Source organism: Virgibacillus oceani (genome assembly GCF_041521345.1).
Lineage (GTDB): Bacteria > Bacillota > Bacilli > Bacillales > Amphibacillaceae > Virgibacillus_N > Virgibacillus_N oceani_A.
In genome coordinates, this window is sequence record NZ_JBGOHB010000035.1 from 1 (window position 1) to 23,865 (window position 23,865).

General features: G+C 38.8%; 26 protein-coding genes and 1 pseudogene. 25 read left to right on the forward strand and 2 right to left on the reverse strand.

Annotation, left to right across the window (positions count from 1 at the left end; all coding sequences use genetic code 11):
* The 17 genes from ACDX78_RS19635 to ACDX78_RS19715 form a co-directional block, all read left to right on the forward strand.
* A partial coding sequence (locus tag ACDX78_RS19635) for an RNA polymerase sigma factor (protein WP_486030029.1) occupies positions 1–623 on the forward strand: 623 nt, incomplete at its 5' end.
* Positions 620–2,065, forward strand: a complete 1,446-nt coding sequence (locus tag ACDX78_RS19640; RefSeq protein WP_486030031.1) for a hypothetical protein — start codon at positions 620–622, stop codon at positions 2,063–2,065. The genes ACDX78_RS19635 and ACDX78_RS19640, both read left to right, overlap by 4 nt.
* Positions 2,066–2,936: 871 nt before the next feature.
* Entirely contained in the window at positions 2,937–3,227 is a 291-nt protein-coding gene (locus tag ACDX78_RS19645) for a hypothetical protein (protein ID WP_486030033.1), read from the forward strand.
* Between the two features lie 283 nt (positions 3,228–3,510).
* Entirely contained in the window at positions 3,511–3,720 is a 210-nt protein-coding gene (locus tag ACDX78_RS19650) for a helix-turn-helix transcriptional regulator (RefSeq protein WP_486030035.1), read from the forward strand.
* 19 nt (positions 3,721–3,739) lie between these two features.
* Positions 3,740–4,126 carry a permease gene (locus tag ACDX78_RS19655; protein WP_486030037.1) on the forward strand — a complete coding sequence of 129 codons (387 nt, stop codon included), beginning with the start codon at positions 3,740–3,742 and terminating at the stop codon, positions 4,124–4,126.
* 303 nt (positions 4,127–4,429) lie between these two features.
* Complete coding sequence (locus tag ACDX78_RS19660) at positions 4,430–5,062, forward strand: hypothetical protein (protein ID WP_486030039.1); 633 nt, start codon at positions 4,430–4,432, stop codon at positions 5,060–5,062.
* A 137-nt stretch (positions 5,063–5,199) separates the two neighbouring features.
* Positions 5,200–6,609 carry an aminotransferase class I/II-fold pyridoxal phosphate-dependent enzyme gene (locus tag ACDX78_RS19665; RefSeq protein WP_486030041.1) on the forward strand — a complete coding sequence of 470 codons (1,410 nt, stop codon included), beginning with the start codon at positions 5,200–5,202 and terminating at the stop codon, positions 6,607–6,609.
* 18 nt (positions 6,610–6,627) lie between these two features.
* Positions 6,628–7,257, forward strand: a complete 630-nt coding sequence (tmk, locus tag ACDX78_RS19670) for a dTMP kinase (RefSeq protein WP_486030043.1) — start codon at positions 6,628–6,630, stop codon at positions 7,255–7,257.
* A 13-nt stretch (positions 7,258–7,270) separates the two neighbouring features.
* On the forward strand, positions 7,271–7,600 hold the full coding sequence (locus tag ACDX78_RS19675) for a cyclic-di-AMP receptor (RefSeq protein ID WP_486030045.1): 330 nt from the start codon (positions 7,271–7,273) through the stop codon (positions 7,598–7,600).
* Between the two features lie 131 nt (positions 7,601–7,731).
* Positions 7,732–8,169, forward strand: coding sequence for a YaaR family protein (locus ACDX78_RS19680; RefSeq protein ID WP_486030047.1), 438 nt, complete (start codon positions 7,732–7,734; stop codon positions 8,167–8,169).
* A gap of 22 nt (positions 8,170–8,191) precedes the next feature.
* Positions 8,192–9,181 (forward strand): DNA polymerase III subunit delta', encoded by a 990-nt coding sequence (holB, locus tag ACDX78_RS19685; RefSeq protein ID WP_486030049.1) that lies wholly within the window; start codon positions 8,192–8,194, stop codon positions 9,179–9,181.
* Positions 9,182–9,187: 6 nt separating this feature from the next.
* Positions 9,188–10,009 carry a PSP1 domain-containing protein gene (locus ACDX78_RS19690; RefSeq protein WP_486030051.1) on the forward strand — a complete coding sequence of 274 codons (822 nt, stop codon included), beginning with the start codon at positions 9,188–9,190 and terminating at the stop codon, positions 10,007–10,009.
* Between the two features lie 56 nt (positions 10,010–10,065).
* Positions 10,066–10,374: an initiation-control protein YabA gene (locus tag ACDX78_RS19695; RefSeq protein ID WP_486030114.1), complete on the forward strand. Its 309-nt coding sequence runs from the start codon at positions 10,066–10,068 to the stop codon at positions 10,372–10,374.
* A 205-nt stretch (positions 10,375–10,579) separates the two neighbouring features.
* Positions 10,580–11,326 (forward strand): tRNA1(Val) (adenine(37)-N6)-methyltransferase, encoded by a 747-nt coding sequence (locus ACDX78_RS19700; RefSeq protein WP_486030053.1) that lies wholly within the window; start codon positions 10,580–10,582, stop codon positions 11,324–11,326.
* Positions 11,313–11,612, forward strand: a complete 300-nt coding sequence (locus ACDX78_RS19705) for a GIY-YIG nuclease family protein (RefSeq protein ID WP_486030055.1) — start codon at positions 11,313–11,315, stop codon at positions 11,610–11,612. Before ACDX78_RS19700 ends, ACDX78_RS19705 begins: the two co-directional genes overlap by 14 nt.
* Positions 11,590–12,468, forward strand: coding sequence for a 16S rRNA (cytidine(1402)-2'-O)-methyltransferase (rsmI, locus tag ACDX78_RS19710; RefSeq protein ID WP_486030057.1), 879 nt, complete (start codon positions 11,590–11,592; stop codon positions 12,466–12,468). Before ACDX78_RS19705 ends, rsmI begins: the two co-directional genes overlap by 23 nt.
* Positions 12,469–12,721: 253 nt before the next feature.
* Entirely contained in the window at positions 12,722–12,937 is a 216-nt protein-coding gene (locus tag ACDX78_RS19715) for a hypothetical protein (protein WP_486030058.1), read from the forward strand.
* 27 nt (positions 12,938–12,964) lie between these two features.
* Here the strand turns inward: ACDX78_RS19715 and abrB are convergent, their stop codons facing one another.
* Positions 12,965–13,240 carry a transition state genes transcriptional regulator AbrB gene (gene abrB / locus ACDX78_RS19720; RefSeq protein ID WP_486030060.1) on the reverse strand — a complete coding sequence of 92 codons (276 nt, stop codon included), beginning with the start codon at positions 13,238–13,240 and terminating at the stop codon, positions 12,965–12,967.
* A 488-nt stretch (positions 13,241–13,728) separates the two neighbouring features.
* Here abrB and metG point away from each other — a divergent pair, with 488 nt between their 5' ends.
* From metG to rsmA, 8 genes and pseudogenes are all read left to right on the forward strand, one after another.
* Positions 13,729–15,681, forward strand: coding sequence for a methionine--tRNA ligase (gene metG, locus ACDX78_RS19725; RefSeq protein WP_486030062.1), 1,953 nt, complete (start codon positions 13,729–13,731; stop codon positions 15,679–15,681).
* Between the two features lie 655 nt (positions 15,682–16,336).
* Positions 16,337–16,770: pseudogene (locus tag ACDX78_RS19730) on the forward strand (pyridoxal-phosphate dependent enzyme); the annotation flags it as partial.
* Positions 16,771–17,120: 350 nt separating this feature from the next.
* Positions 17,121–18,371: an MFS transporter gene (locus ACDX78_RS19735; protein ID WP_486030064.1), complete on the forward strand. Its 1,251-nt coding sequence runs from the start codon at positions 17,121–17,123 to the stop codon at positions 18,369–18,371.
* Positions 18,372–18,618: 247 nt separating this feature from the next.
* Complete coding sequence (locus ACDX78_RS19740; protein WP_486030066.1) at positions 18,619–18,780, forward strand: hypothetical protein; 162 nt, start codon at positions 18,619–18,621, stop codon at positions 18,778–18,780.
* Positions 18,781–19,175: 395 nt separating this feature from the next.
* Complete coding sequence (locus ACDX78_RS19745) at positions 19,176–19,940, forward strand: TatD family hydrolase (protein WP_486030068.1); 765 nt, start codon at positions 19,176–19,178, stop codon at positions 19,938–19,940.
* Positions 19,941–20,238: 298 nt separating this feature from the next.
* A complete protein-coding gene (locus ACDX78_RS19750; protein WP_486030070.1) occupies positions 20,239–21,519 on the forward strand; it encodes a resuscitation-promoting factor in 1,281 nt (426 codons plus the stop codon).
* 108 nt (positions 21,520–21,627) lie between these two features.
* Complete coding sequence (rnmV, locus tag ACDX78_RS19755; RefSeq protein ID WP_486030071.1) at positions 21,628–22,197, forward strand: ribonuclease M5; 570 nt, start codon at positions 21,628–21,630, stop codon at positions 22,195–22,197.
* Entirely contained in the window at positions 22,187–23,068 is an 882-nt protein-coding gene (gene rsmA, locus ACDX78_RS19760; protein ID WP_486030073.1) for a 16S rRNA (adenine(1518)-N(6)/adenine(1519)-N(6))-dimethyltransferase RsmA, read from the forward strand. The genes rnmV and rsmA overlap by 11 nt, the downstream gene beginning before the upstream one ends.
* A gap of 329 nt (positions 23,069–23,397) precedes the next feature.
* On the opposite strand, the gene ACDX78_RS19765 is transcribed toward rsmA, so the two are convergent.
* Complete coding sequence (locus ACDX78_RS19765; protein WP_486030075.1) at positions 23,398–23,799, reverse strand: VOC family protein; 402 nt, start codon at positions 23,797–23,799, stop codon at positions 23,398–23,400.
* Between the last annotated feature and the right edge of the window lie 66 nt (positions 23,800–23,865).

Consider the following 23,865-nt stretch of genomic DNA (forward strand, 5'->3'; position numbering starts at 1 on the left):
AAATATTACCGCATCCTTTTTATCATTTTTCCGTCTATAATGGGGAAGAGAGGAATTGGGGGATACAAATGGAAGATCGTGAGCTCATTAAACGCATTCAAGAGGGGGATAATCAAGCAATAATAACTTTACATAACCGGTATGCCGATCGTATTTTTCATTATATTTATATGCAAACGGGCAGTTATCATGACGCAGAAGAACTTTTGCAGGATGTGTTCTTTAAAGCTGCCAAAAATTTAAATCAATTTAAAGGAAAATCAACTTTTAAAACCTGGGTTTTTAAAATCGCACGTCACACAATAATCGATTATTACCGGGGATCAGCGAAGGAAAAGGATACTATAACAGTAGAAGTGGAAAAATTTGACTTCATTGGCCAATACGTAGATTCAGCTGAAGATAAAGCCTTAAGCCGTATCCAGGTAAATGAGGTACTCAAGTATATAGAAGAACTGCCACTTCAATATCAATCTGTCTTGCATTTACGGTTTTTTGAAGGGTTCACGGTCAAAGAGACTTCTGACATTATGGGAAAATCCGTTTTAGCCGTAAAATCAATGCAACATAGGGCAAGAGCAGCATTGAACATCAAAATGAAATGGGAGGTGTATGACGCTTGAAAAAGAAAAACGATGAAAATCAGGAGCTGAAGAAAATAATAAAACAAAAGAGCCTGATCAAAGCGCCCAAAGAAGCACATCAAAAGAGTTTACGCACTTTTCAAAAGGGGATGGAGACAAACAAAATGACAAAGCCTTCTAATTCAAAAATTAATAGACAACTATTAGCAAGTATAGCAACTTCTGCCGCGGTTATTGGGATCATGATTGTATTATTGCTGGATACAGATTTATTTGCAAATAATGAACCAAGTTCGACACCATCCCCACCTGCTGCAGATGTGGAAGAGGACGTGGAGGAGGAAATTGAAGAAGAAGTTGAAGAAAATGCAGAACAGAGCAGCCAGCCGATACATTTAAAAGATATTGGGGAAGATGGAGAATTTATCAATGAAGTGCTGGAACGACCAATATTCGACGCCATGGAATATCACCCGAGATATCAATCTTTTGATGAAAATCAGTTTGTCCTGGATTTGCCGTCAAACTGGTCCATGGAAGAAACAACAGAGGAAGATAATTTGAATGTTCACCTCAGCGGAGACGAAACGGAGCAGATTCAAATTATTTTATTTGATGAGGATCAGACTAATGAGGCGATAATTGATTACGCAGAGGAACTACTATCTAGTTATAATCAAACGGATCAAACCATTGTCCCGAGCTCCAGTATTATTGAAAAAATTACGCAGGAACCTCTGTCATTCAACCGTTATGAAATGCTGTTTCCATTTAATATAGAGGAGGCTCAGGTGTATGCATTTAAAAATGAAGATATAGGACGTTATTACGAACTTTTTGTAGCAGAATTATTTAACAGACAAATGATTTATGTTTCCGATTTGCCATTGGACAATAAAGATACATGGCAAACATCATGGGAAATGCTTGCTTCCTTGGCGCCTGAAGAAACGCCACTACTGATTCTGGATGAGACAGAAATGCACCCAACTTATGATAGACCATTACAGGGTGAGGCTATTGTAGCCAAAGGGGCCCTGAGCATCGATACCGTGGATTTAGAACTTTATGTAAATGAGGAGCTGGGGATGACCAGTTATTTTGAATCCACCACAGAGACAGACAAAATAGATGATGACTTATATACGGAGTGGCGTTTTTATGACAAGAGATACTCGGATTATAGTTTCTATTCATACGGAATGCTGAAGGAAGGATTTCCATTGGATCAGGGATATCAACTCATTTTTGAGACGTTTGATATGGATCCCGCTACATATGAAGAGATGGATGGAGCTATACCTTATCATTATAGCTATGGAAATAACGCCAACGGAAATAATTATAATGGTTATATTGAGTTTTTCGAGGTGGAAGATAGTTGGTACTTCGTGCGTGTTCATGAAGATTATCAAGACTATAATGGCGGAATTTTCCATGAGCGAATGAGACTATTGAAAAATGAGGCGGAATATTTTTGATATAAAACGCCCGTACACCCATTACTTTAGTGGTGGGTGTACGGGTGTTTGTTTCTATTAAAGACTATGAATTAACGAAGGTGTATATTATGAAACAGTCAATCGGTGTAGCCCTTATATTCTTTAGTTATTTACTTTTAGTCCCCTACTTAATAATCTTGATTTCTTATCCATTTACTTAGTATATGAGGAAATTATTTACTCATCTTTAAGCATTGTTGATAGGCATTGGAGATGAAAATATGTATCTATTTGCACCCATTGTAGGAAGTATAATTCTTTTCAGTGTGATAATAATTTTTATATCTAAGGTTTTAAGTAGGAAAAAGCATCCCTACACTTGGTTTATACTTGTTATGCTCATTATTATTTTATCTATTTCTATTTATTCTTTTGTTGGGTCTTTAAAATAACAGTATTGAAAAAGCGAACCACTCAAAGGCGGGAAATAAGCAATGATGTTGCTAAGGGAGTTGACAAGAACATATTTTTTGAGATTTTAGGAATTAGACAAAGCTATCGAGCATAAATTCTCGAATCAAAACGTATTCAGGAATGTATATGTGTATTGGAAAGCACTCAACATCAAACCACAGAAGTAACAATGAAAGAATTAATTATTAAAAGGGGATATAAAGAAAAATTAGCAAACTTGTGCTACGCTTAGATTAAGTAAATTTGTTTATAAAACACCTATGCTTATTCAACAACTATTGAAGCCGTTTAGTGGAATAAAATTTTTAAATGAAATATCGGGGGGATAAGTGTGAGTAAAAACACATGAAGTATTATATCGGTTATTCTTTTCATTCCATTGGTCTTTCTGATAATAACTTGGTTATGGAACTTAGCCAATCCGAGTAGCTTTACATTGGGGACTAAGATTTATTTAGGTTATTTAATTACTTTACTCAGTGTTCCTATAGCCTATTTACTCAGTGTAGGCAAAATTAACAAAAAGAAGTGCAAAATATGGGGTATTGCTATTATGCTACCAATTTCTGCACCCTTAGCTTACTCAATTGGATTTAGTTATGCAATTTTTATAGGAGACGGTTTTGCAGCATTGCTGATGTTATTTGTATTTCCAATTCTTTTCATCATAGGGCTTATTCTTTTGTTGGTTGGCATTTTTAAAAAGGACGAAGCAGGACTACTATAACTAACGGTACTTTAATTAAATAAGACATTGTTATACATTAGAAATTCCAAAAAATGTAATATGGAATTTCTATTTTTTTATCTTATATTAACAATAAGATTTAACTGAACCAAATTCATAAGTTTAAAATACAATATAGAAGAGATGAAAAGAATCACACCAAAAGAATCAAAGATTTTTCATTTCAAAAAAGACCCTAACAGTAGGACATAAAGACTGTAAAGTAAACTTGACGTAAAGTTTACTTTACTATAAGCTGAATATGAAAGTGGGTGGCGGCAACTTGAGAAATAAATTAGTGGATTACAGACAAAAATTTGGCTATTCACAGGAAAAGCTTGCAGAGATGCTTGAAGTTTCCAGACAAACAATTATCTCAATAGAAAAAGGAAAATACAATCCATCGCTGCCTCTTGCTATGAGGATGGCAGAAATTTTCCGGACAAATGTGGAAAGTATTTTTATCCTTGAGGAAAATGATTATAAGAAATGATTTTAAAAGGAGGGGTTTGATGGCAAACAAAGATTACATGCCAGTAACTTACTTTATACTAGGTGTTTTAAATTTGATTTTGGTTGGTTTTATGCTATTTGCAGCCTATATGGCAAAAGCTGCTCCGCCTCAGCAGACATACATAATATTTGCTCTTATGGTAATGACCTTTTCACTTAGCTACTTATATCCGCATTTGAAACAGAAAGATGAAAGAGCAAAACTGATCAGGCAAAAAGGTATGTTTTACAGTTATTTTGCATTGGTTTTTTACTATATAATACTTACATTAATTATCCAATTTGATATTTTGCAGCTGACAGCCATGGATTTACTAAATATTTTAGTTGTGCTTACAATTTGTACAGTTTTTCTTTCCTGGGTCATTTTAGCGAAACGAAATTAAAATAGAAGCGAGGCGAAGTATTATTATAGATTGGGAAATTTATATAGGTTTTTTGATTGTGTGGGGCATCATATATCTAATCGTTCGTAAATTTTATGATAAGAAAAAGGGACTGTCGAGGAAAGGATTTATTATTATAATTTCTTCTATTTTTATTTTTTTTGTGGCTGTGGCAATACTTGGTTTTATTATGGGGGGAGTTAATTAATGGCTCACAATGCACTGTGATTTTGCAGGTTGGAACAGTTGGGAAAGCTACATGTATATTATGTCTAGAGGAAAAAAGAAAGAGGTAATGTTCTAATGAAAAACAATCATAAATTATTAATAGCATTTTTTTCAGTAGTACTAGTTATCCTGGCTGCTTGCGGGAACTCAGTGGATGAGCCAGATACTGAATCAGATGATAACGCGGCAGCGCATTCTGATGATAACGCAGATGAACAAGAAGATACATCTCAAGAAACAGAAGCTGATTCTTCGGAAGACATATTCTCCAAACAGGAAGAGGAAAAAAAGGATAATCCATCTGAGGAACCTTTAGAGGAATATGAACCAAGTGAAGCTGATGTTGTATTTAATGATAATGTATTGAAAAATAAAGATACACTGGAAAATTTCATAGAAGTTGCCGGTGAAAATGGCGAAAATAATGAAAGCGAAATTAAAGTAGTCAAAGATGAAGGGGAGAAAGGTGTATTGATTTATGATTTGAAATCAAGATATGACGAAGATGCTGATCAGGGGTGGATTGATGTCTTTCCGGATTTAAGTTACTATAGAACTTCAGAAAATGAAGGGCAAGATGTATTTAATAATGCGCGTCAGCAATGTGGATATATGGAAAAAGATGAAATACAGGGATTTTATAAGTTATATGAATGCAGAACGCATTGGGAATATCATCTTATTCCGATGGTTGATGCTGATGAATAATAATGGTTTGTGATTGAGGTTAAGCTTAATCCTTTAATAGATGTAAGAAACACGCAGTGACTATTAGTGATTTTTTAAATTTCACCGGTCACTTTTATTTTATTTAACAAGAGAAAAATAAACACGGAGAGATAAATATGGAACAGGAACAGACCCCTTTATATGATACCTTAGTCAATTTCACAAAACAAAACCCGATTTCCCTCCATGTGCCGGGTCATAAAAATGGGGAGATTTTCCCTGTCAAGGATTTTTACGACCGGATATTGCAGCTTGATCTAACTGAACTGTCAGGTATGGATGATCTGCATGCCCCAACAGGAGCTATTGCTGAAGCACAGGAGCTTGCTGCTGATTTTTTCCAATCAGACCATACATTCTTTCTTGTAGGCGGAAGTACTGCAGGAAATCTCGCAATGATTTTAGCGGCATGTTCCAACGGGGATAAAGTAATCGTACAGCGCAACTGTCATAAATCGATCATGAATGGACTGGAGTTAGCAGGGGCGCATCCAGTGTTTATCTCACCAATGTACGATGAGACAGTTGACCGGTATACAAATCCGGAAATACATACATTAGAAACAACGCTTAAGGAGCATCTGGATGCCAAAGCCGTGATGCTCACGTATCCTGATTATTTTGGAAAAACCTATCCTATTCAGGAGATGATTAAAGCAGCACATGCTTACAATATTCCTGTACTGGTGGATGAAGCGCATGGGGTTCATTTTTCTCTGGGTGAACCATTTCCTCCCTCAGCTTTATCACTTGGTGCGGATGCCGTTGTCCAGTCAGCGCATAAAATGGCGCCGGCCATGACAATGGGAGCCTTTTTGCACGTCGCAAAACCATCACGCATTTCCAAAGAGAGGCTGGCTCATTATTTGCAAATGGTGCAATCTAGCAGTCCTTCCTACCCGTTAATGGCTTCCTTGGATATTTCACGAAAATTTTTAGCCACTATGACTGGACCAAAGATACAAGAAGTCCTGGCAAGTGCGGCACATGTAAAACAAGTACTGCAGGCTTCGAATAAATGGCGGCTTGTACCATCAGATGATCCAGTGAAAATGACACTGCAGATGGATAAAGGGATCTCTGCAAAGGAAACAGCAGCACTGTTTGAACAGGAAAATATCTATCCGGAACTCACCACACATAACCAAATTTTATTTATTCATGGACTTGCCCCATTCCCGCATAACTCGAGGTTAGAAAAAACAGCAAAAACAGTCAATGAACAATTAAAAAAACGGGACAATCATGATATAATAGAGGGGAAAGACCTATTTATGAAATCAATCCAGGAATTAGAGTTATCCTATCAGAAAATGGATGAATTACAGCAAATATTTGTGCCTTTTCATAAGGCAATAGGATATATAGCGGCGGAAGCCATCATTCCCTATCCACCAGGCATACCGCTTATTCTCAAAGGAGAAAAAGTGAGAGAAGCGCATATGGAAATGATAACGCATCTTAAACAGCAGCAGGTATCCATCCAAAAGTGGGAAAAGCATGGTATGATGATATTTCAGCAGTGAAAAGGGGATATGATTACGGTGAGCGGATATTTTATCACGTTTGAAGGCGGAGAGGGAGCAGGGAAGACGACGGTTCTTCACGCCGTAGGTAAAGTACTGAAGGAACAGGGCTATGATGTACTTACAACCCGGGAGCCAGGCGGAATTGAAATAGCAGAAGAGATCAGAAATGTCATCCTTAACCCTGACAATATAAAGATGAAAAAAAGAACGGAAGCATTGCTGTTTGCTGCAGCCCGCCATCAGCATTTGACAGAAAAAGTATTACCGGCACTGGAAGCGGGAAAGATTGTTTTATGCGATCGGTTTATTGATAGCAGTCTTGCATATCAGGGGTATGCTCAGGGGCTTGGCATAGATGATGTATTTTCGATCAATGAATTTGCCATCCAGGACAGCATGCCCGATTTAACATTATTTTTTGATATTGCACCAAAAAAGGGATTAGCCCGGATTGCAGCGAATAAAGATAGAGAAAGAAACCGTTTGGATTTGGAAACCATCCAATTCCATGAACACGTTTATGACGCTTATCATATTTTATTAAAAAGATTTCCGAATCGCATGCATACTGTTAATGCGGATCAATCAATAGAAGCAGTGGCAGCAGATGCATTAAATCAAATTGTTTCCCATTTGAAAACGTAAGGAGGTGGACGGGTTGAAACTGATAATTGCGGTTATTCAGGATAAAGATTCCAATCGCCTGTCGGATGCATTGAGTGATGAAAATTTTAAAACAACCAAGCTTGCGACAACTGGCGGATTTTTGAAAGAAGGAAATACGACATTAATGATAGGCTGTGAGGATCAATATGTAGATGAGGCATTGGAAATCATCAAGGAAAATTGTTCCCACCGTGAACAAATGGTAGCTCCAATTTCTCCGATGGGCGGGAATGCAGATTCCTATATTCCTAAACCGGTCAAAGTGGAAGTTGGCGGCGCAACCTGCTTTATACTGCCAATCGAGTCATTTTACCAATTTTGAAACCGCGGGACGGTTCTTTTGGGACTGCGCTGAATGCTCGTCCCACCGAAAACCATTGTTGCATTTGATGAAAAAATCAGTCTAGTGCAACAAAAGAACCGTCCCTATGTTGCACGAAGGGGCCAAATCATATGAAAATCGGTCATGAGATGAAAACACAATCGGATACAGCAGCATACACACGGACATCTGCAAACAATGCGGAGGCTTTTCAAAAAACGTTTCAGTCACAGATGCACCAAGTGAAAGCGCAGGAATTAGAACAATTAATGAAAGCTATTACAGCGCAGGGAAATAAACTCGCACGTTTCCGTTCCTTTCGCGATTTGGCCAAATTCAAGCGAATGATCAAAGGCTTTTTGCAAAAAGCAGTGAAGGAAGGGCTGGATCTTGAGCAGTCCCATAGCTTCGGGATGGATGGACAGACGCGTCAATTGACGGTTGTTACTAACGTAGATGAAAAACTAATGGAATTAACAGAAGAAATAATGAACCAGGAAAAGAAGACAGTGGACATATTAGGCCTGATAGGGGAAATTAAAGGTCTGCTGATTAATATATATTCATGATTTTCCAGAGGAGCAATACATAATGAAAACATGGTCTGAAATGGCGGAGATACAGCCATTGGCAGGTAGAATCATTACAAATAGTATAAAAAAAGGCCGCATTTCCCATGCATACTTGATTCAAGGAGAGCGGGGAACAGGAAAGGAAGCCATTGCAACATTAATTGCAAAGGGCTTATTTTGTACCGACAAAGAGGCATTAGAACCGTGCCAAACATGTAATATGTGTAAACGAATTGATTCGGGGAACCATCCGGACGTACATTGGTTGGCGCCTGATGGGAAATCAATTAAAATAGAACAAATTAAAAACCTGCAGAAAGAATTTACATACTCCGGCATGGAATCTAATAAAAAAGTTTATATTATCAAAGCTGCAGATACATTAACGCCAAATGCCGCAAATCGTATTTTGAAATTTCTGGAGGAACCATCCAGACAAGCGACCGCCATTATGCTGACAGAAAACAGCGGGGCCATTATTTCAACCATTCGTTCCAGATGCCAGGTGATTGACCTACAGCCGCTTAATCCAAAAAACTTCCAAAAAAAATTAATGGAACAAGGGATGTCTGAGCATCAGGCTGTTTTAATGAATGCGTTGACGAACAGTATGGATGAGGCGCTTGCCTTGAAGGCTGATGACTGGTTTGCCACAGCCTCAAAATTAGTGGTACAATTGGTAGAAACGCTTGTAAATAACGCTGAAGATGCATACTTACTTATTCACCACTCCTGGATGCCTCATTTTAAGGAAAGGGCAGAACAGGAACAAGGACTGGATTTAATGCTTTTGGCATGGAAGGATATGCTTTATTATCATATCGGCAATGAAGAACAGCTCGTATTTTTTCAGAGAGATAGTGATTTACTCCAAAAGTGCGCATTGTCATTTTCGCAGGAAAATATTATAGAAATCTTACAGGTTATTTTACAGGCGAAAAGAAAATTGAAGCAAAATGTCCATCCGACTTTAGTGATGGAACAGCTTACACTTCAACTAAAGAGGTGAAAAAGATTGATTACAGTTACAGGCGTCCGCTTTAAAAAAGCGGGTAAAATATATTATTTTGACCCAGGAGATGCTCCCGTTGAACTGGACAGTTACGTGATAGTGGAGACTGTTCGGGGCATAGAGCTTGGCAAGGTTGTCCTTGTCGATAAGAAGGTAGATGAAGAGGATGTCGTGCTGCCTCTGAAAAAGATTATTCGCATGGCTACGGAAAAAGATAAATTAATCGTAGTGGAAAACCAGGAACAGGCCGAGGAAGCCTTGAATACAGGTACGAAGAAAATTAAAGAACATAATCTGGATATGAATCTAGTAGATGTAGAATATACATTTGACCGGAATAAAATCATTTTTTACTTTACGGCAGATGGGCGTGTCGATTTCCGTAACTTAGTAAAAGATCTGGCTTCTATGTTTAAAACCCGCATCGAACTAAGACAAATTGGTGTGCGAGACGAGGCAAAAATGCTCGGGGGTATCGGCCCGTGCGGAAGAATGCTTTGCTGTTCCACGTTTTTAGGTGATTTTGAGCCGGTATCTATTAAAATGGCAAAGGATCAGAACCTATCTTTAAATCCGGCAAAAATTTCTGGTTTATGCGGACGGCTAATGTGCTGCCTGAAATACGAAAATGATGAGTATGAGCAGGCTAAACGTGAGCTGCCTGACATGGGTGAAACTATAAAGACTCCGTATGGAAAAGGAAAAGTAGTCGGTTTAAATATGCTGGAGCGGCTGATCCAAATAGAAATCAGTGAAAATGATCAGGTCATTGAGTATACATTGGATGAACTCATTAATGAAGGTATGGTTGCAGCCGCAAAATAATGGAGTGAGTGAGCGTGGATAACAATCGGAGAAAAATATTTGATCAAGTCTCTGATATGGAGAAACAGATAGGGGAACTATATGAGCAGCTTGGCGATCTTAAGGATAAGCTAAGTGAGCTCCTAGAAGAAAATCACCGGCTGGCCATGGAAAACCATCATTTGCGCGAACATTTCGGTGAAGCTGAGGAAAAAGAAGAAGACAAAACTGGCGAAAGAAAGTCCAGGTACAGCTCTCCGAAAGAAGGCCACGATAATTTAGCAAGACTATATGAAGAAGGCTTTCATATATGCAACTTCGAATTCGGCAGTCCAAGACAGGAAGATTGCATTTTCTGCCTTGACTTTTTCAATAAAACGTCGTAAACACAGGGACGGTTCTTCTGTTGCAACTGCAGCGGGGGAATCGTCCCTGTGTTGCATCAGTATGATAAAACAGGTTAGGTCGCTGATATATCCTATGTCTAAACGCTTAATTCGGTAAATCGGTATTCTCAGCTGATTAGCCTCCCTTAATAAAGATTTTGCAACGAGAGAACCGTTCCTGTGTTGCAAAAAGAAAGGAAGAACAATGGTACAATTATATGATGATGAACGGCTGGATTATTTACTGGCAGATGAGAGCATGAAGATTATCCAAAGTCCGACGGCATTTTCTTTTTCGCTTGATGCTGTCCTGCTTGCTTATTTTGCTTATATTCCGATTAAAAAAGGTGAAATATTGGATTTATGTACGGGTAATGGGGTGATTCCCCTGTTGTTATCCAAACGCACCAATGCAAAAATAACCGGGGTAGAGATCCAGGAACGTATTTTTCAGATGGCAGAAAGGAATATCCAATTAAATGAGCTTACAGATCAATTAAACGTGATGCATGGTGATTTAAAAGAAATGCAGCCTGTGCTCGGTCAAAGCAATTTTGATGTGGTAACATGCAATCCGCCATATTTTCGCACACCGTCCAAAAATGAATATAATCATAATGAGTATTTAACCATTGCCCGGCATGAAGTATATTGTACCCTGGAAGATGTGGTGAAGGCGTGCAAATTGCATGTAAGACCAGGAGGAAAAGTTGCCATGGTGCATCGTCCGGGAAGGTTAGTAGATATCATCGCATTGTTCCGTGCTTACAAGCTCGAACCAAAACGAATCCGGTTCATTTACCCGAAAAAAGGGAAAGATGCGAACATGCTGCTGATAGAAGGAGTCCGGGACGGAAAACCGGATTTAAAAATTTTGCCGCCTTTATACATTTATGAAGCGGATGGAAACTATACAAAAGAAGCAGAGGAAATCATTTATGACAGAGCATGAGCGTGAACATATTGTTTATATATTGAAATGCAAGGATAATACGTTTTATACCGGCTATACCAATGATTTGGAGCATCGCTTGAAGATGCATACAGCAGGAAAAGGGGCAAAATATACGAGGGGAAGAGGACCGTTTCAGGTGGTATATGTGGAACGTTTTCCAACAAAGGAAACTGCGATGAAAAGGGAATATGAGGTTAAGCAGTTGAATAGGCAGGAAAAATTACAGCTGATCCGGCGTATGCTAAAGGAAGTGAGTAGCAATGAACATTCAAAAGAGCTTTGAAGAGACGGAAAAAGGGGTACTTTATGTCGTGCCCACGCCTATTGGAAATCTGGAGGATATTACATATCGGGCTTTAAAAATTCTTGAATCCGCTCATTACATTGCAGCAGAGGATACAAGGAACACGAAAAAGCTGTTGAATCACTTTGAAATCGCAACTTCCTTAATTAGTTATCACGAACATAATAAAATGGCCAGGGAAGAACAACTGATCCATAAACTTTCACAAGGTGAATCCATCGCAATTGTCAGTGATGCCGGCATGCCTGCGATTTCCGATCCGGGTTATGAAATCGTTCAGACAGCAATAAAAAGAGAGTTCAAAGTGGTTGTTTTGCCTGGTGCCAATGCAGCTTTATGTGCACTAATTGGCTCAGGACTCCCGACAAATGAATTCTATTTCTACGGATTTTTGCCGAGAAAGAAAAAAGAAAAAGAGACTGAGCTTGTTCGTTTAAAAAATGTGCAAGCGACACTTTTATTTTACGAATCTCCCTATAGATTGAAGGATACTTTAAAAATAATGAAAAGTTCACTTGGAATGCGGCAGGCAGCCATTGCCAGGGAATTAACAAAACGGTTTGAAGAATATGTACGAGGGTCGCTGGATGAATTAATGACTTGGTCAAATGAAAATGAAATTAGAGGGGAATTTTGCATTATAGTAGAAGGAAGTGAAGCAGGGGCGGTAGAAAACGAGCCCGCTATATGGTGGAGAGAGTTATCAATAGAGGAGCATGTGAATCATTATGTGGAGAAGGAGAATTACAGGAATAAAGAAGCCATTAAGCGGGTGGCGTTAGATAGGAATGTTCCTAAGCGGGAGATTTATCAGGCGTATCATGTGGACCAATAAGAAGAGTAGCTTATCTTTTTGGTTAAAAAAACTCTCTCACGAGGACATCTCAACACCAATTGAACGTACTTTTAGACAAAAGGGCAGTAAAAAGGGACGGCCCTTCAAGGGGCTTATAATCAAGGCCGAAAAAATTAGAATTACGATCCAGCATCCGGAAATTTTACACAATAGCTCCGGCAACTTACGAAGACTCCTGGGACTTTGCTAAATGCTCGCCCCACCGTAAAGATTTGCGGGAGGTATAACCACCGTGAAACTCCATAAGCCAGAGGCTCATCAGTCTCGCGCGGTAAAGAGCACCGAGAAAATGACCAAAGGGAGTTTAAACGGTGGCGCCCTTCTGCCCGTGGTGAAAACGGAATACGTTGCCGGAGTGAGTAATGTTCGCGAAAATTGGGATTTTCTTTGGGTTGCTATGTCCATTACAACTCAAATTTTACCTTATATAAAGTCACGCTTACTTTAATGAAAACATACCTTTACTCTACTCTACTTACTTAAAACGTGACTCGATTTCTTCTACTAAAGCTTTAGCGCCATCCTGGCTAAGTACGATCTTTCCATTTGCCAAAGAAAGATTATCTTCAGAAGTCTCCCCTGTAAGGTGACAAGTCATGTTCGGCTTGTATTTTTTTAGGATGATTTTGTCGGTATCCACATAGATTTCCATGGCATCCTTCTCATGGATATCCAAGGTACGGCGTAATTCAATTGGAATGACAACTCTCCCCAGCTCATCAACTTTTCTTACAATACCTGTAGATTTCATCTCATTTCCCCCCTCATTTGTTTTGTAAAAAAACCCCCCCTTTGACAACTAAGCCCTTGCGATTAAAGATTCTAATAAAACAAAAATTCGCTTTTGTAAGTATCCCTTTAGCAATAAGCCAAGAAGTCTATAGGTGAAGGATTGTTTAAAAGACTTATTTAATAATAATCGTCATATTTCGACAACTTTATATGGATAGGATACCAACCATTCCTTTTATTGTCAATAAATTTTTAGAAAAAATTAAAAATAAAATTTCCTGCGTTCAAGCTGATTAAAGCGGGGTTCGATGAATATATAAGAATATTTTAAAAAAATATGTATGGATAATATCAAAAATGATTCAACAAAATCCGACAAAAATTCTTGTTTTGTCGAATGGAATAAATGGAAATGATAAGTATTATGCCTGATTTGGCAAAATCCATAAGAAAAGCTACAATAGAAATAGATTAATTTTTTTAAAGAAGTGGCTGGAGGTAATACCCATGGCGGAAGATAAAAAAACATTTTATTTAACAACTCCAATTTATTATCCGAGCGGTAATTTACATATTGGACATGCTTATTCAACGGTGGCAGGCGATGCCATTGCAAGATATAAACGAATGCGCGGGTATGAGGTCATGTATTTGACAGGTACGGATGAACATGGCCAGAAGATCCAGAAGAAAGCAAAGGAAGCAGGGATGGAGCCCAAATCATATGTAGATGGTATCGTCGCTGATATACAAAATCTATGGAAGAAACTAAAAATATCCAATGATGATTTTATTCGGACGACAGAAGACCGTCATAAAAAAGTAGTGGCGAAAATATTTGACCAACTTGTAAAACAAGGAGATATCTATCTGGATGAATATGAAGGCTCCTACTGTACATCATGTGAATCTTTTTTCACTGAACGGCAATTAGAGGGCGGTCGCTGTCCGGATTGCGGTGGACCTGTCGAAAAGGTAAAGGAAGAATCCTATTTCTTTAACATGAGCAAGTATGTCGACCGGCTTGTTCAGTATTATGATGAAAATCCAGAATTCATTCAGCCGGAAAGCAGAAAGAATGAAATGTTGAATAACTTTATTAAGCCGGGGCTGGAAGATCTTGCTGTTTCCCGTACTACGTTTGACTGGGGAATCAAGGTGCCAGGGAATCCGGAGCATGTTATTTATGTCTGGATTGATGCATTGACGAATTATATTACAGCACTGGGATATGGGTCGGATGAGACGTCAAAATTCCAAAAGTTCTGGCCGGCGGATGTTCATTTAATGAGTAAGGAAATTGTCCGCTTTCATACGATTTACTGGCCGATCATGCTAATGGCACTTGATTTGCCATTGCCGAAAAAAGTATTTGCTCACGGGTGGATTTTGATGAAAGACGGTAAAATGTCCAAATCAAAAGGAAATGTGGTCGACCCGGTTAGTCTTACAGATCGTTATGGTCTGGATGCTCTTCGCTATTATTTACTAAGGGAAGTGCCTTTTGGATCAGACGGCGTATTTACACCGGAAGGATTTGTGGAGCGTACAAATTACGACCTGGCGAATGATTTAGGAAATCTGCTCAATCGTACTGTTGCGATGATTAACAAATACTTTGACGGAGAGATCCCTGCTTACAAAGCTTCTGAAACAGATATCGATGAATCGCTGGAAGCATTTGGAAAAGCAACCATAGAAAAAGTAGAAGAAGCGATGGAAAATATGCAGTTCTCTGTTGCTTTGTCCTCACTATGGCAACTGATCAGCAGGACAAACAAATATATTGATGAAACAGAGCCGTGGATTTTGGCGAAAGATGAAGCAAAGAAGGAGCGTCTCGGCAATGTAATGGCGCATCTTGCAGAATCACTACGAAAAGCTGCCGTGATGCTGCAGCCATTCTTAACTGAGTCCCCGGATGAAATTTTCCGTCAGCTGAATATAACGGATGAAGCTTTAAAAGAATGGGACAGCGTGTATACGGACGGTCAGATTCAAGCCGGAACAAAAGTGCAAAAAGGAAAACCATTGTTCCCTCGGCTTGATGTGGAAAAAGAGGTAGAAGCAATAAAAAACATGATGAAAAAGACACCAGCAGAACCGAAGAAAAAGAAAAGCGAAGAAAAGAAAGAAGAAATAGCTTTTGATGATTTTATGAAGCTTGATCTCCGGGTAGCTGAAGTGGTACATGCGGAAAAAATGAAAAATGCCGATAAGCTGCTCCGGCTCCAGCTTGATGTTGGTTCAGGCAAGCGCCAGGTTATTTCCGGCATTGCGGAATACTATAAACCCGAGGATCTCATCGGTAAAAAAGTGATCTGTGTAACGAACTTAAAACCGGTGAAACTGCGCGGAGAGCTTTCGGAAGGCATGGTACTCTCCGGTGAGGATGAGAACGGAAACCTCGCTCTTGCTTCTGTAGCGGGAGATCTTCCTAACGGTTCCGTTGTAAAATAAACAATTTCCAGGAAGCTAAGTGAAGGCACTGGGGCAAATAAAAAGAATCCATTTTGAAAAAATCTTTGATCAAAATGGATTCTTCTCTTATGATTTAGTATACATTTTTTATAAAAAAGCTCAAGTAATGGAATAACATACTAAAAATGAAGCTGATTGTAAGATTTTTGCTTTCAAGCTGAACCACTCCCCCTCATTGTTATTTTGTATTTGGAAAAGTTAAGATGAATTTTCATAAATTGGGATCTGGAACTTTAACGGATTGCCTGGACTAAATTTAAACAATCCGAAAATGTGGGGGGGGGATTTCATGTTGCCGATGAGGATCAAAAAAGGCATCATTCTGGTTTTATGGAACTTGCATGTACCATAAGCGGATTAATGATACATCATTCTCGTTTCTGGAGCTTCCATGTACCATGCGAATTTTATGATACATTATTCTCGATTATTGGAAACTTCGTGAAGTCGATGAAGTTCAAAGGCAAAATGTAATTTAAAGAGTCTGGTTCTTGTAGCCCAAGAGTCGGTTTCAGTGCTTAAACAGCTCAGCAAAGCAACAGGAGAGTTTTAGAGAAGGATTCACACTACCTGAAATAATTTCCAGGTCGAAATAGTAATAACACCAGGATAGTTTCTAAGCGGATATTAACGCTACTCTTCTGAATTGTTACAAAAGTATACTGTGGTAAAAGAAGTATATGTAAAAGCACAGAGTGAAAATCCTAGTGGCTCATTTAAAGATAATGGTATGACTGTAGCTGTTTCTCATGGAAAATCTTTAGGATATAAGAAATTCACATGTACTTCAACTGGAAATACTTCATCTTCATTGGCTATGTATGCTTCAATTGCTGGTGCAGATTCCTACGTTTTTGTTCCTAATAAGGATATCTCTTTAAATAAAGTATTACAAACCTTAGCGTATGGGGCGAAAGTTTTTAGCGTTGGAGGAAACTATTTGATGGGATTCAATTTTTAGAGAAGCATAACAGTGATCTTGGCCTCTATATTTGCAACTCGGTTAATCCCTATCGAATTGAAGGACAAAAAAGTATTATTTATGAAGTAGCACAAAATTTAAATTGGAAATTTATAATTAACACATTGAAAACTTACTCATAGTAAGAAAAATTGCTGTTGATGGTCAGAGAATTAAAAATGACTACATTATCACACCTATTGAAAAAGGGTTTTCAAAAGAATGGACTTTGATATTGAACAGCATGATAAAATAAAAGTTGGTTTATATGTGTAAGCTGATGATAGATTGGACCAAAATAGAATTTTGTTTGTGAAAGAATGCAATTAAACAACCGAGGGCAAAGAACGAATAATTACGCCTGGTCATTTGAAAAGAGCAATGTGGTTGATATTGAGTATATACTTAACAAGAATTCTCTTGCAAGCTTACCATCAAAGTTATTCTAACTAAGAAGGTGTTTGCTATTCATACAGAAAAGAATAGACATAAGCGCAATATCGTGGTCATTGCTTTAGTTACCGCTTGCTGTCTGCTTGGCGATTCCATGCTTTATATTGCTCTTCCGATTTATTGGAGAGAAGCTGGCTTGGATGGAATTTGGCAAGTGGGTGTGTTACTTGCTGTTAATCGGTTTGTTCGCCTACCGTTAAATCCCTTCGTTGGCTGGATTTATGAAAAAATCCCCTTAAAAATGGGCTTGGTATTTGCTGTTATTCTTAGTGTGATTACGACAGCAGGTTATGGATTGGCCACAGGATTTTTGGCATGGTTGCTTCTCCGTTGTTTATGGGGGCTTGCTTGGGCGTTTTTACGGATTGGCGGACTATCGACCGTGGCTGTCCACGGTGAAAACCATAAGCAAGGGGAAGCGATGGGTTTATATAATGGTCTTTATCGATTGGGAAGTCTTGTGGGTATGCTTGTCGGCGGTGTATTAACACCGTTTTTGGGGTTAACCTGGATATCCCTAACATTCGGTTTGGTTTCCGGCATTGGCGTGGTGATATTAGGTGTATTCTTTCAAAGTGAAACACCTTCCTCGAAATCAGCGTCGAAAGGAAGAAAGAAAGGCATTCTTGGGCTCGATATACTGAAGAATCATGCACTTATCATGAGCAGTGTTTTTTGTATTACGTTTATAATACAGGGGGTATTTACGGCAACGTTATCCTCGCTCATTATTTATCATTACGGCGAGGATGTAGAAATTCTGAATGTTGTCATTGCTGCCTCGGCACTTTCAGGAGTATTGCAGGCATTACGGTGGATGTGGGAACCTTTTTTAGCGACGAAGGTCGGTCTCTGGTCGGATGGTTCAAAGGGAAGGAAGCCATTTTTAATCGGCTCATTAATCCTGGGAAGTATGAGCTTTCCACTGTTAGCTTTTTCCTTCCTCCCTTTGATTTGGATTCTTATTACAATAAGTGCTTTGTTGACATCCACAGCATTAACAACACTCATGGATGCAATGGCTGCTGATCATTCTCAAAAAGCTGGAACCGTTCGCTTCTTCACCTATTATACAGTTGTTCAGGATATGGGTGCGGCCTGTGGTCCATTTGTTGGTTATCTCTTGCTATCACTCACATTTGGCTATGAAATGCTATATATAGGGTGTGCGATGTTACTCGTTGTATTAGCAGTAAGTTGGATCATTCAATTTAAGAAAGAACAGCACAAGCATCTGTTTCGTAGCACAAGCTAGTATGTGTTTTGTTATTTAAAGAACGTAGTAATTAACGTTAGATATAGTAGTTTTAAACAGATAGCTTTGAATGGCTTTGTATTAAAAGATGAACAACTGGTGAGCAAGAGTACTTAATGGCGTGGAATAAAAACTAACATGTTTGTGCAAAGAATGGGAGCAAAACTGGAATAAATGCATCCGGTCTTTTGGAAAAGGGACATCTTCTAAATAAGGAAACAATGTAAATTTAAGGATGTTAACGTCAATGACAAAATTAATTGATCTCAGTCATGCCTTTGAGGAAAAAATGCCTGGATTTAGACTAAAAAATGAAGATGGTTCTTATATACAATACACATCTGAAATTAAACCTTTTTTAACACACGAACAATCACAACCTAAATTTGATGAAAAAATCGTCTTTTGATATTACCGAGATCACATTTCAAACCTCAGTTGGAACATATCTAGATTCTCCATACCATCGTTATCCGGATAATAGAGAGTATAGGCAATATTCGGATAGATGAAGTTATTCTTCCAGGTAAAGGGATTGACGTTGGCTATAAGTTAGAATTTGAATCATCGGGGTGTGAGGTTCTTTCAAAAGATATAACTATAGGCATCCGTTTGTTGACTATCGTTATGTTGTGTTATGTTTATCATAAAACCAGCTTTCGGACAATGCAAATCCAAAAGGGTAAAACTTCGCAACTTTATTTTAAATCCACATTTGGCCTTTTTCTGCAAATATGATCCTAAGGGGAATTACTTAAGAAGTTTGCAGCTAACATAAGGTGGATAACAAAAGGAGCAAAACACATGCTATTTGACACACATGTACACCTAAACGCAAGACAGTTCACCGAAGACCGGGACGAAACAATCCAGCGGGCATTTGATGCCGGTGTGAAATATATGACCGTTATCGGCTTTGACAGTGAAACAATACCACTTGCAATCGAGATTGCTGAACAATACGAAACCATCTATGCGGCAGTTGGCTGGCACCCTGTTGATGCCATTGACATGACAGATAAAGAACTTGACTGGATTGAAGAATTATCTTCTCACCCTAAAGTAGTTGCACTTGGAGAAATGGGGCTTGATTATCATTGGGATAAATCGCCAAAGGATATACAAAAAGAAGTATTCCGCAAGCAAATCAGGCTGGCCAAAAAGGTAAAAATGCCGATCATTATCCATAACCGGAATGCCACGGAGGATATCATAGAAATGCTGCAGGAGGAAGATGCTCAAACTGTAGGCGGAATTATGCATTGTTACAATGATTCTGTCCGCTATGTACAGGCTTGCCTTGATATGAATTTCTATATTTCATTGGGAGGGCCCGTTACTTTTAAAAATGCAACACTGCCAAAGGAAGTTGCAGCAGAAGTGCCACTGGATAAACTATTGGTCGAAACAGACGCGCCATTTCTTGCACCTCACCCGTACCGCGGTAAGAGAAATGAACCTGCCTATGTAAAATTAGTGGCAGAAAAAATTGCCGAAATAAGAGGTATGAAACTAGAAGAAATCAGTGAAATTACGACAAATAATGCACGTAAATTCTTTGGCATTTAAAGTTTACTTCGAGTTATCCAAGTATATACATTTGTAAAAAATATGGATAAATAATGCAATAAAAGTAAATAAATCACGTTAATTTCCAGACTTGTTCTCAAGCAAGTCTGTTTTATTTTTCAATCATGTTACATGAGTCAATCCAGTCGTGCCAAGGTCTTGTATATTTATTCATAGAAAAAGCGGAAAAGGCTGGCCATGCTGTAACGGAAATGTAAACCAACCGTAAACAGAATTCCTTTGACTTTGCATATACCTGTTACTATAATCAATTGTGCAATTCAAAGGAGGCAGTAGCATGAGAGTCTTTTCAAAGCTAATGCCGGCGTCTACAATGAAGCTGGTGATGTCAGGTGTGGGAATTCTGGCACTTGTCGTATTTTCGGGTTTCATACTATTTGAAGCAACAAAAGCAGAAGTTGTCATCATAGATAATAATAAAGAACAAACAATACAAACACATCAAAGTACAGTGGAAGAAGTGCTGGATGAAGTCGGGATTACGGTAGGCCAGTATGATGGATTGTCACATGAGCTAGACGACAACATAGAAAATAACATGGAAATCGACTACCAGACTGCAAAAGAGATCATTGTTACACTGAATGGCGATGAAAATGAATATTACACAACAACCGCTACGATCGGGGAATTTTTTAACGAAAATAACTTCAATTTTGCAGAACGTGATGAAATCTCCCACAAAACAAGCGACGAAATCGAAGACGGACTACATATTGAAATATCACAGGCATTCCAGATTACCGTAAACGATGGTGGAGACAAGAAAGAAGTTTGGGCTACAGGCGGTTCAGTTGAAGAATTGCTGGCTGATGAAAATATTGATTTTGACCCGGACAGTAATGACAAAATTAACTTTGCAACAGGTTCGAAACTTGCAGAAGGTATGAATATAGATATTACTAGAGTAGAAAAACGAACAGAGGAAGTTACTGAAGCGGTCGCCTTTGACACAGAAGAAAGAAATGACAGCTCCCTCTTAAAGGGGGAAGAAGAAGTTGTTACCCAAGGTGAAGACGGGGAGCTAACAAAAGTGTACGAAATTACACTGGAAAATGGAGAACAAGTCGATAAACAACTGGTTGACGAACAAGTAAAGAAAGAAAGCACAAACAGGATTGTAGCAATAGGAACGAAAGAACCGCAGCCAGAACCGGAACAAAATGTAGTAACACTTTCCAGTGAAAAGCCGAAATCCGGCAGTTCAGAGTCAACTTCCAAGAATTCGGGTTCGTCCGACAGTACAACATCAAGCGGATCATCGTCTTCTAAGGAGTTTACGATGTCATCTACTGCTTATACAGCAAACTGTAATGGATGCTCCGGGTACACCGCAACAGGGATTAACCTGAACGCCAACCCAAATAAGAAAGTAGTAGCAGTGGATCCGAGTGTCATTCCACTGGGGTCAAGGGTTTGGGTAGAAGGATATGGAGAAGCAATCGCCGGAGATACAGGCGGCAGCATTGTTGGCAATAAAATTGATGTGCATGTTCCTAACCAGGCGGCAGCAAGCAGCTGGGGAAGAAAAACCGTAACGGTAAAAAAACTTGACTAATAAGAATGCTCTTATCATGATAAAATGATAAGAGCATTTATTTATGATTGAAACACAGGGGCGGTTCTCCTGTTTCATTGGAAATGACTGACGAAAAGAGGAAACACATTGAAGATCAAAGAAATCATTGTCGTGGAAGGAAAAGATGATACGGCAAAAATAAATCAGGCGTTAGATGCCGATACCATTGAAACAAATGGATCCGCTGTAAATAAGGAAATACTAAAACGAATCAAACATGCAAAAGATAAGCGGGGCGTCATTATTTTTACGGATCCTGATTATCCGGGAGAAAGAATCCGTCATATTGTGGATGAGGCTGTTCCCGGCTGCAAACATGCATTTTTGCCTCGGGAAAAAGCGATGGACAAGCATTCCGCGGTAAAAAACCTAGGTATTGAACATGCATCATCTGAGGATATAAAGGATGCCCTTTCAGCCGTTCATGAATTAATGGCAAAAAAAGATAGTGATATTCAAAAAGAGGACTTGATTTCTTACGGGCTTATTGGCGGAACCGGAGCAGGAAAACGGCGAGAAAAACTTGGAGAAAGATTGCAAATTGGCCATACAAATGGAAAACAGCTTTTAAAACGGTTGACGATGTTTCAAATCACAAAGGATCAGTTTGAAAAAACAATGAAACAGGTATTGCAGGAGGAAAACAATGACAGCTAAAAAATTTATTGCAACACCAACCTACACAAAAGAAGTTTTAAAAAAATATCAGTTTTCCTTCAAGAAAAGCCTGGGACAAAATTTCCTTATTGATGCAAATATATTGGAAAATATAATTAAACATGCCGGAATTGATCAGTCCGCAGCAGCCATCGAGGTAGGTCCCGGTATTGGCGCACTGACAGAGCAGCTGGCGATCCATGCGGATAAGGTGGTTGCTTTTGAGATCGACCAACGGTTATTGCCTGTGTTAAAAGATACGCTCAAGGAATACGACAATGTATCCATTATTCATCAGGATATTTTGCAGGCGGATGTTGAAAAATTCGTGCAGGAAAACTTTCAAAACGGACAGCCTGTGCATGTTGTGGCAAATTTGCCTTATTACATTACCACACCGATCCTGATGAAGCTGTTGCGAGAAAACCTCCCTGTAACCAGCTTTACAGTGATGATTCAAAAAGAAGTGGCAGAACGGATGGCGGCAAAACCAAACAGCAAAAGCTACGGATCATTAACGATTGCTATCCAGTATTATACCGAAGCTGAAATTGTGATGAATGTACCCAAAAGTGTGTTTATGCCGGAGCCGAATGTGGATTCCAGTGTATTAAAACTTACGAAGCGAAAAACACCGCCTGTTCAAATTGAAGATGAGGATTTCTTTTTTACGATCGTTCAAGCAAGTTTTGCACAGCGGCGCAAAACACTGAAAAATAACTTATCCAGTCATTATAAAGGCATCTATGAAAAACCCCAGATCGCTCAGCTGGTTGAGGACAGCGGAATCGATGGCTCCAGAAGAGGAGAATCTTTAAATATAGAGGAATTCGCCACCTTGGCAAATACATTTTATTCAATAAAAACCTGAACGTCATGAGGCTGGGATTTTGATGGGTATGGCAGAATTAAAGGGTTTTTGAACTTTCATGAATTTCCAGGATAGAAGTAGGATAAGCTGCAGAATAATAAATAAATTGGCTATCGCCACACGCTAACGGCGATAGCCTTGGATGAACTTATGCCGGTTGAAAGAGCTCTTTATACCACCTTACCCTGGCAAGATAAAGGTTTAATCGGCTTGCGCTTACAGATTGTAAGGAAGTTGTTTTTTCTTATGCTAATTGTTTACATGATGTGCAACTTTATAATAGGCATTCAGCGAGAATGCCCATTTAAATTTGCTTTTATAATTATTTCTTATTTTTCTTTTGCATCTGGTTGATATAAGTCAAATGCATTGCCATATAGATCCTCGAAACCTGCGCCTTTTCCGCCAGGGACTGATTGCGGTTTTCCATGAAAGATCACGCCACGCGCTTTCATTTCACTATAATCCTTTTCAATGTCGTCACTTAAAAACATAATGAACACTTGGTTTCCGGTTTGTTTGCCGATCATTTCCTCTTGCTCCGGTGTGTCTGCTTTGACTAATTCCAGCTTCGTTTCATTTGCAGCACTTGGTGAAACGGTGAGGTACTTCCATCCCGGCGAAAATAATACTTCGTCCTGAATGATGAACCCTAATTTTTTGGTATAAAATTCTTTTGCTTCTTCAAGATCCTTAACTAATATAGAAACCTGGGCTGCCTGTGTAATCATGTCAATATGTCCTCCTTCTACAATCATGTTACCAGTCTTTATACCATTATATTTTACCAAAATAAA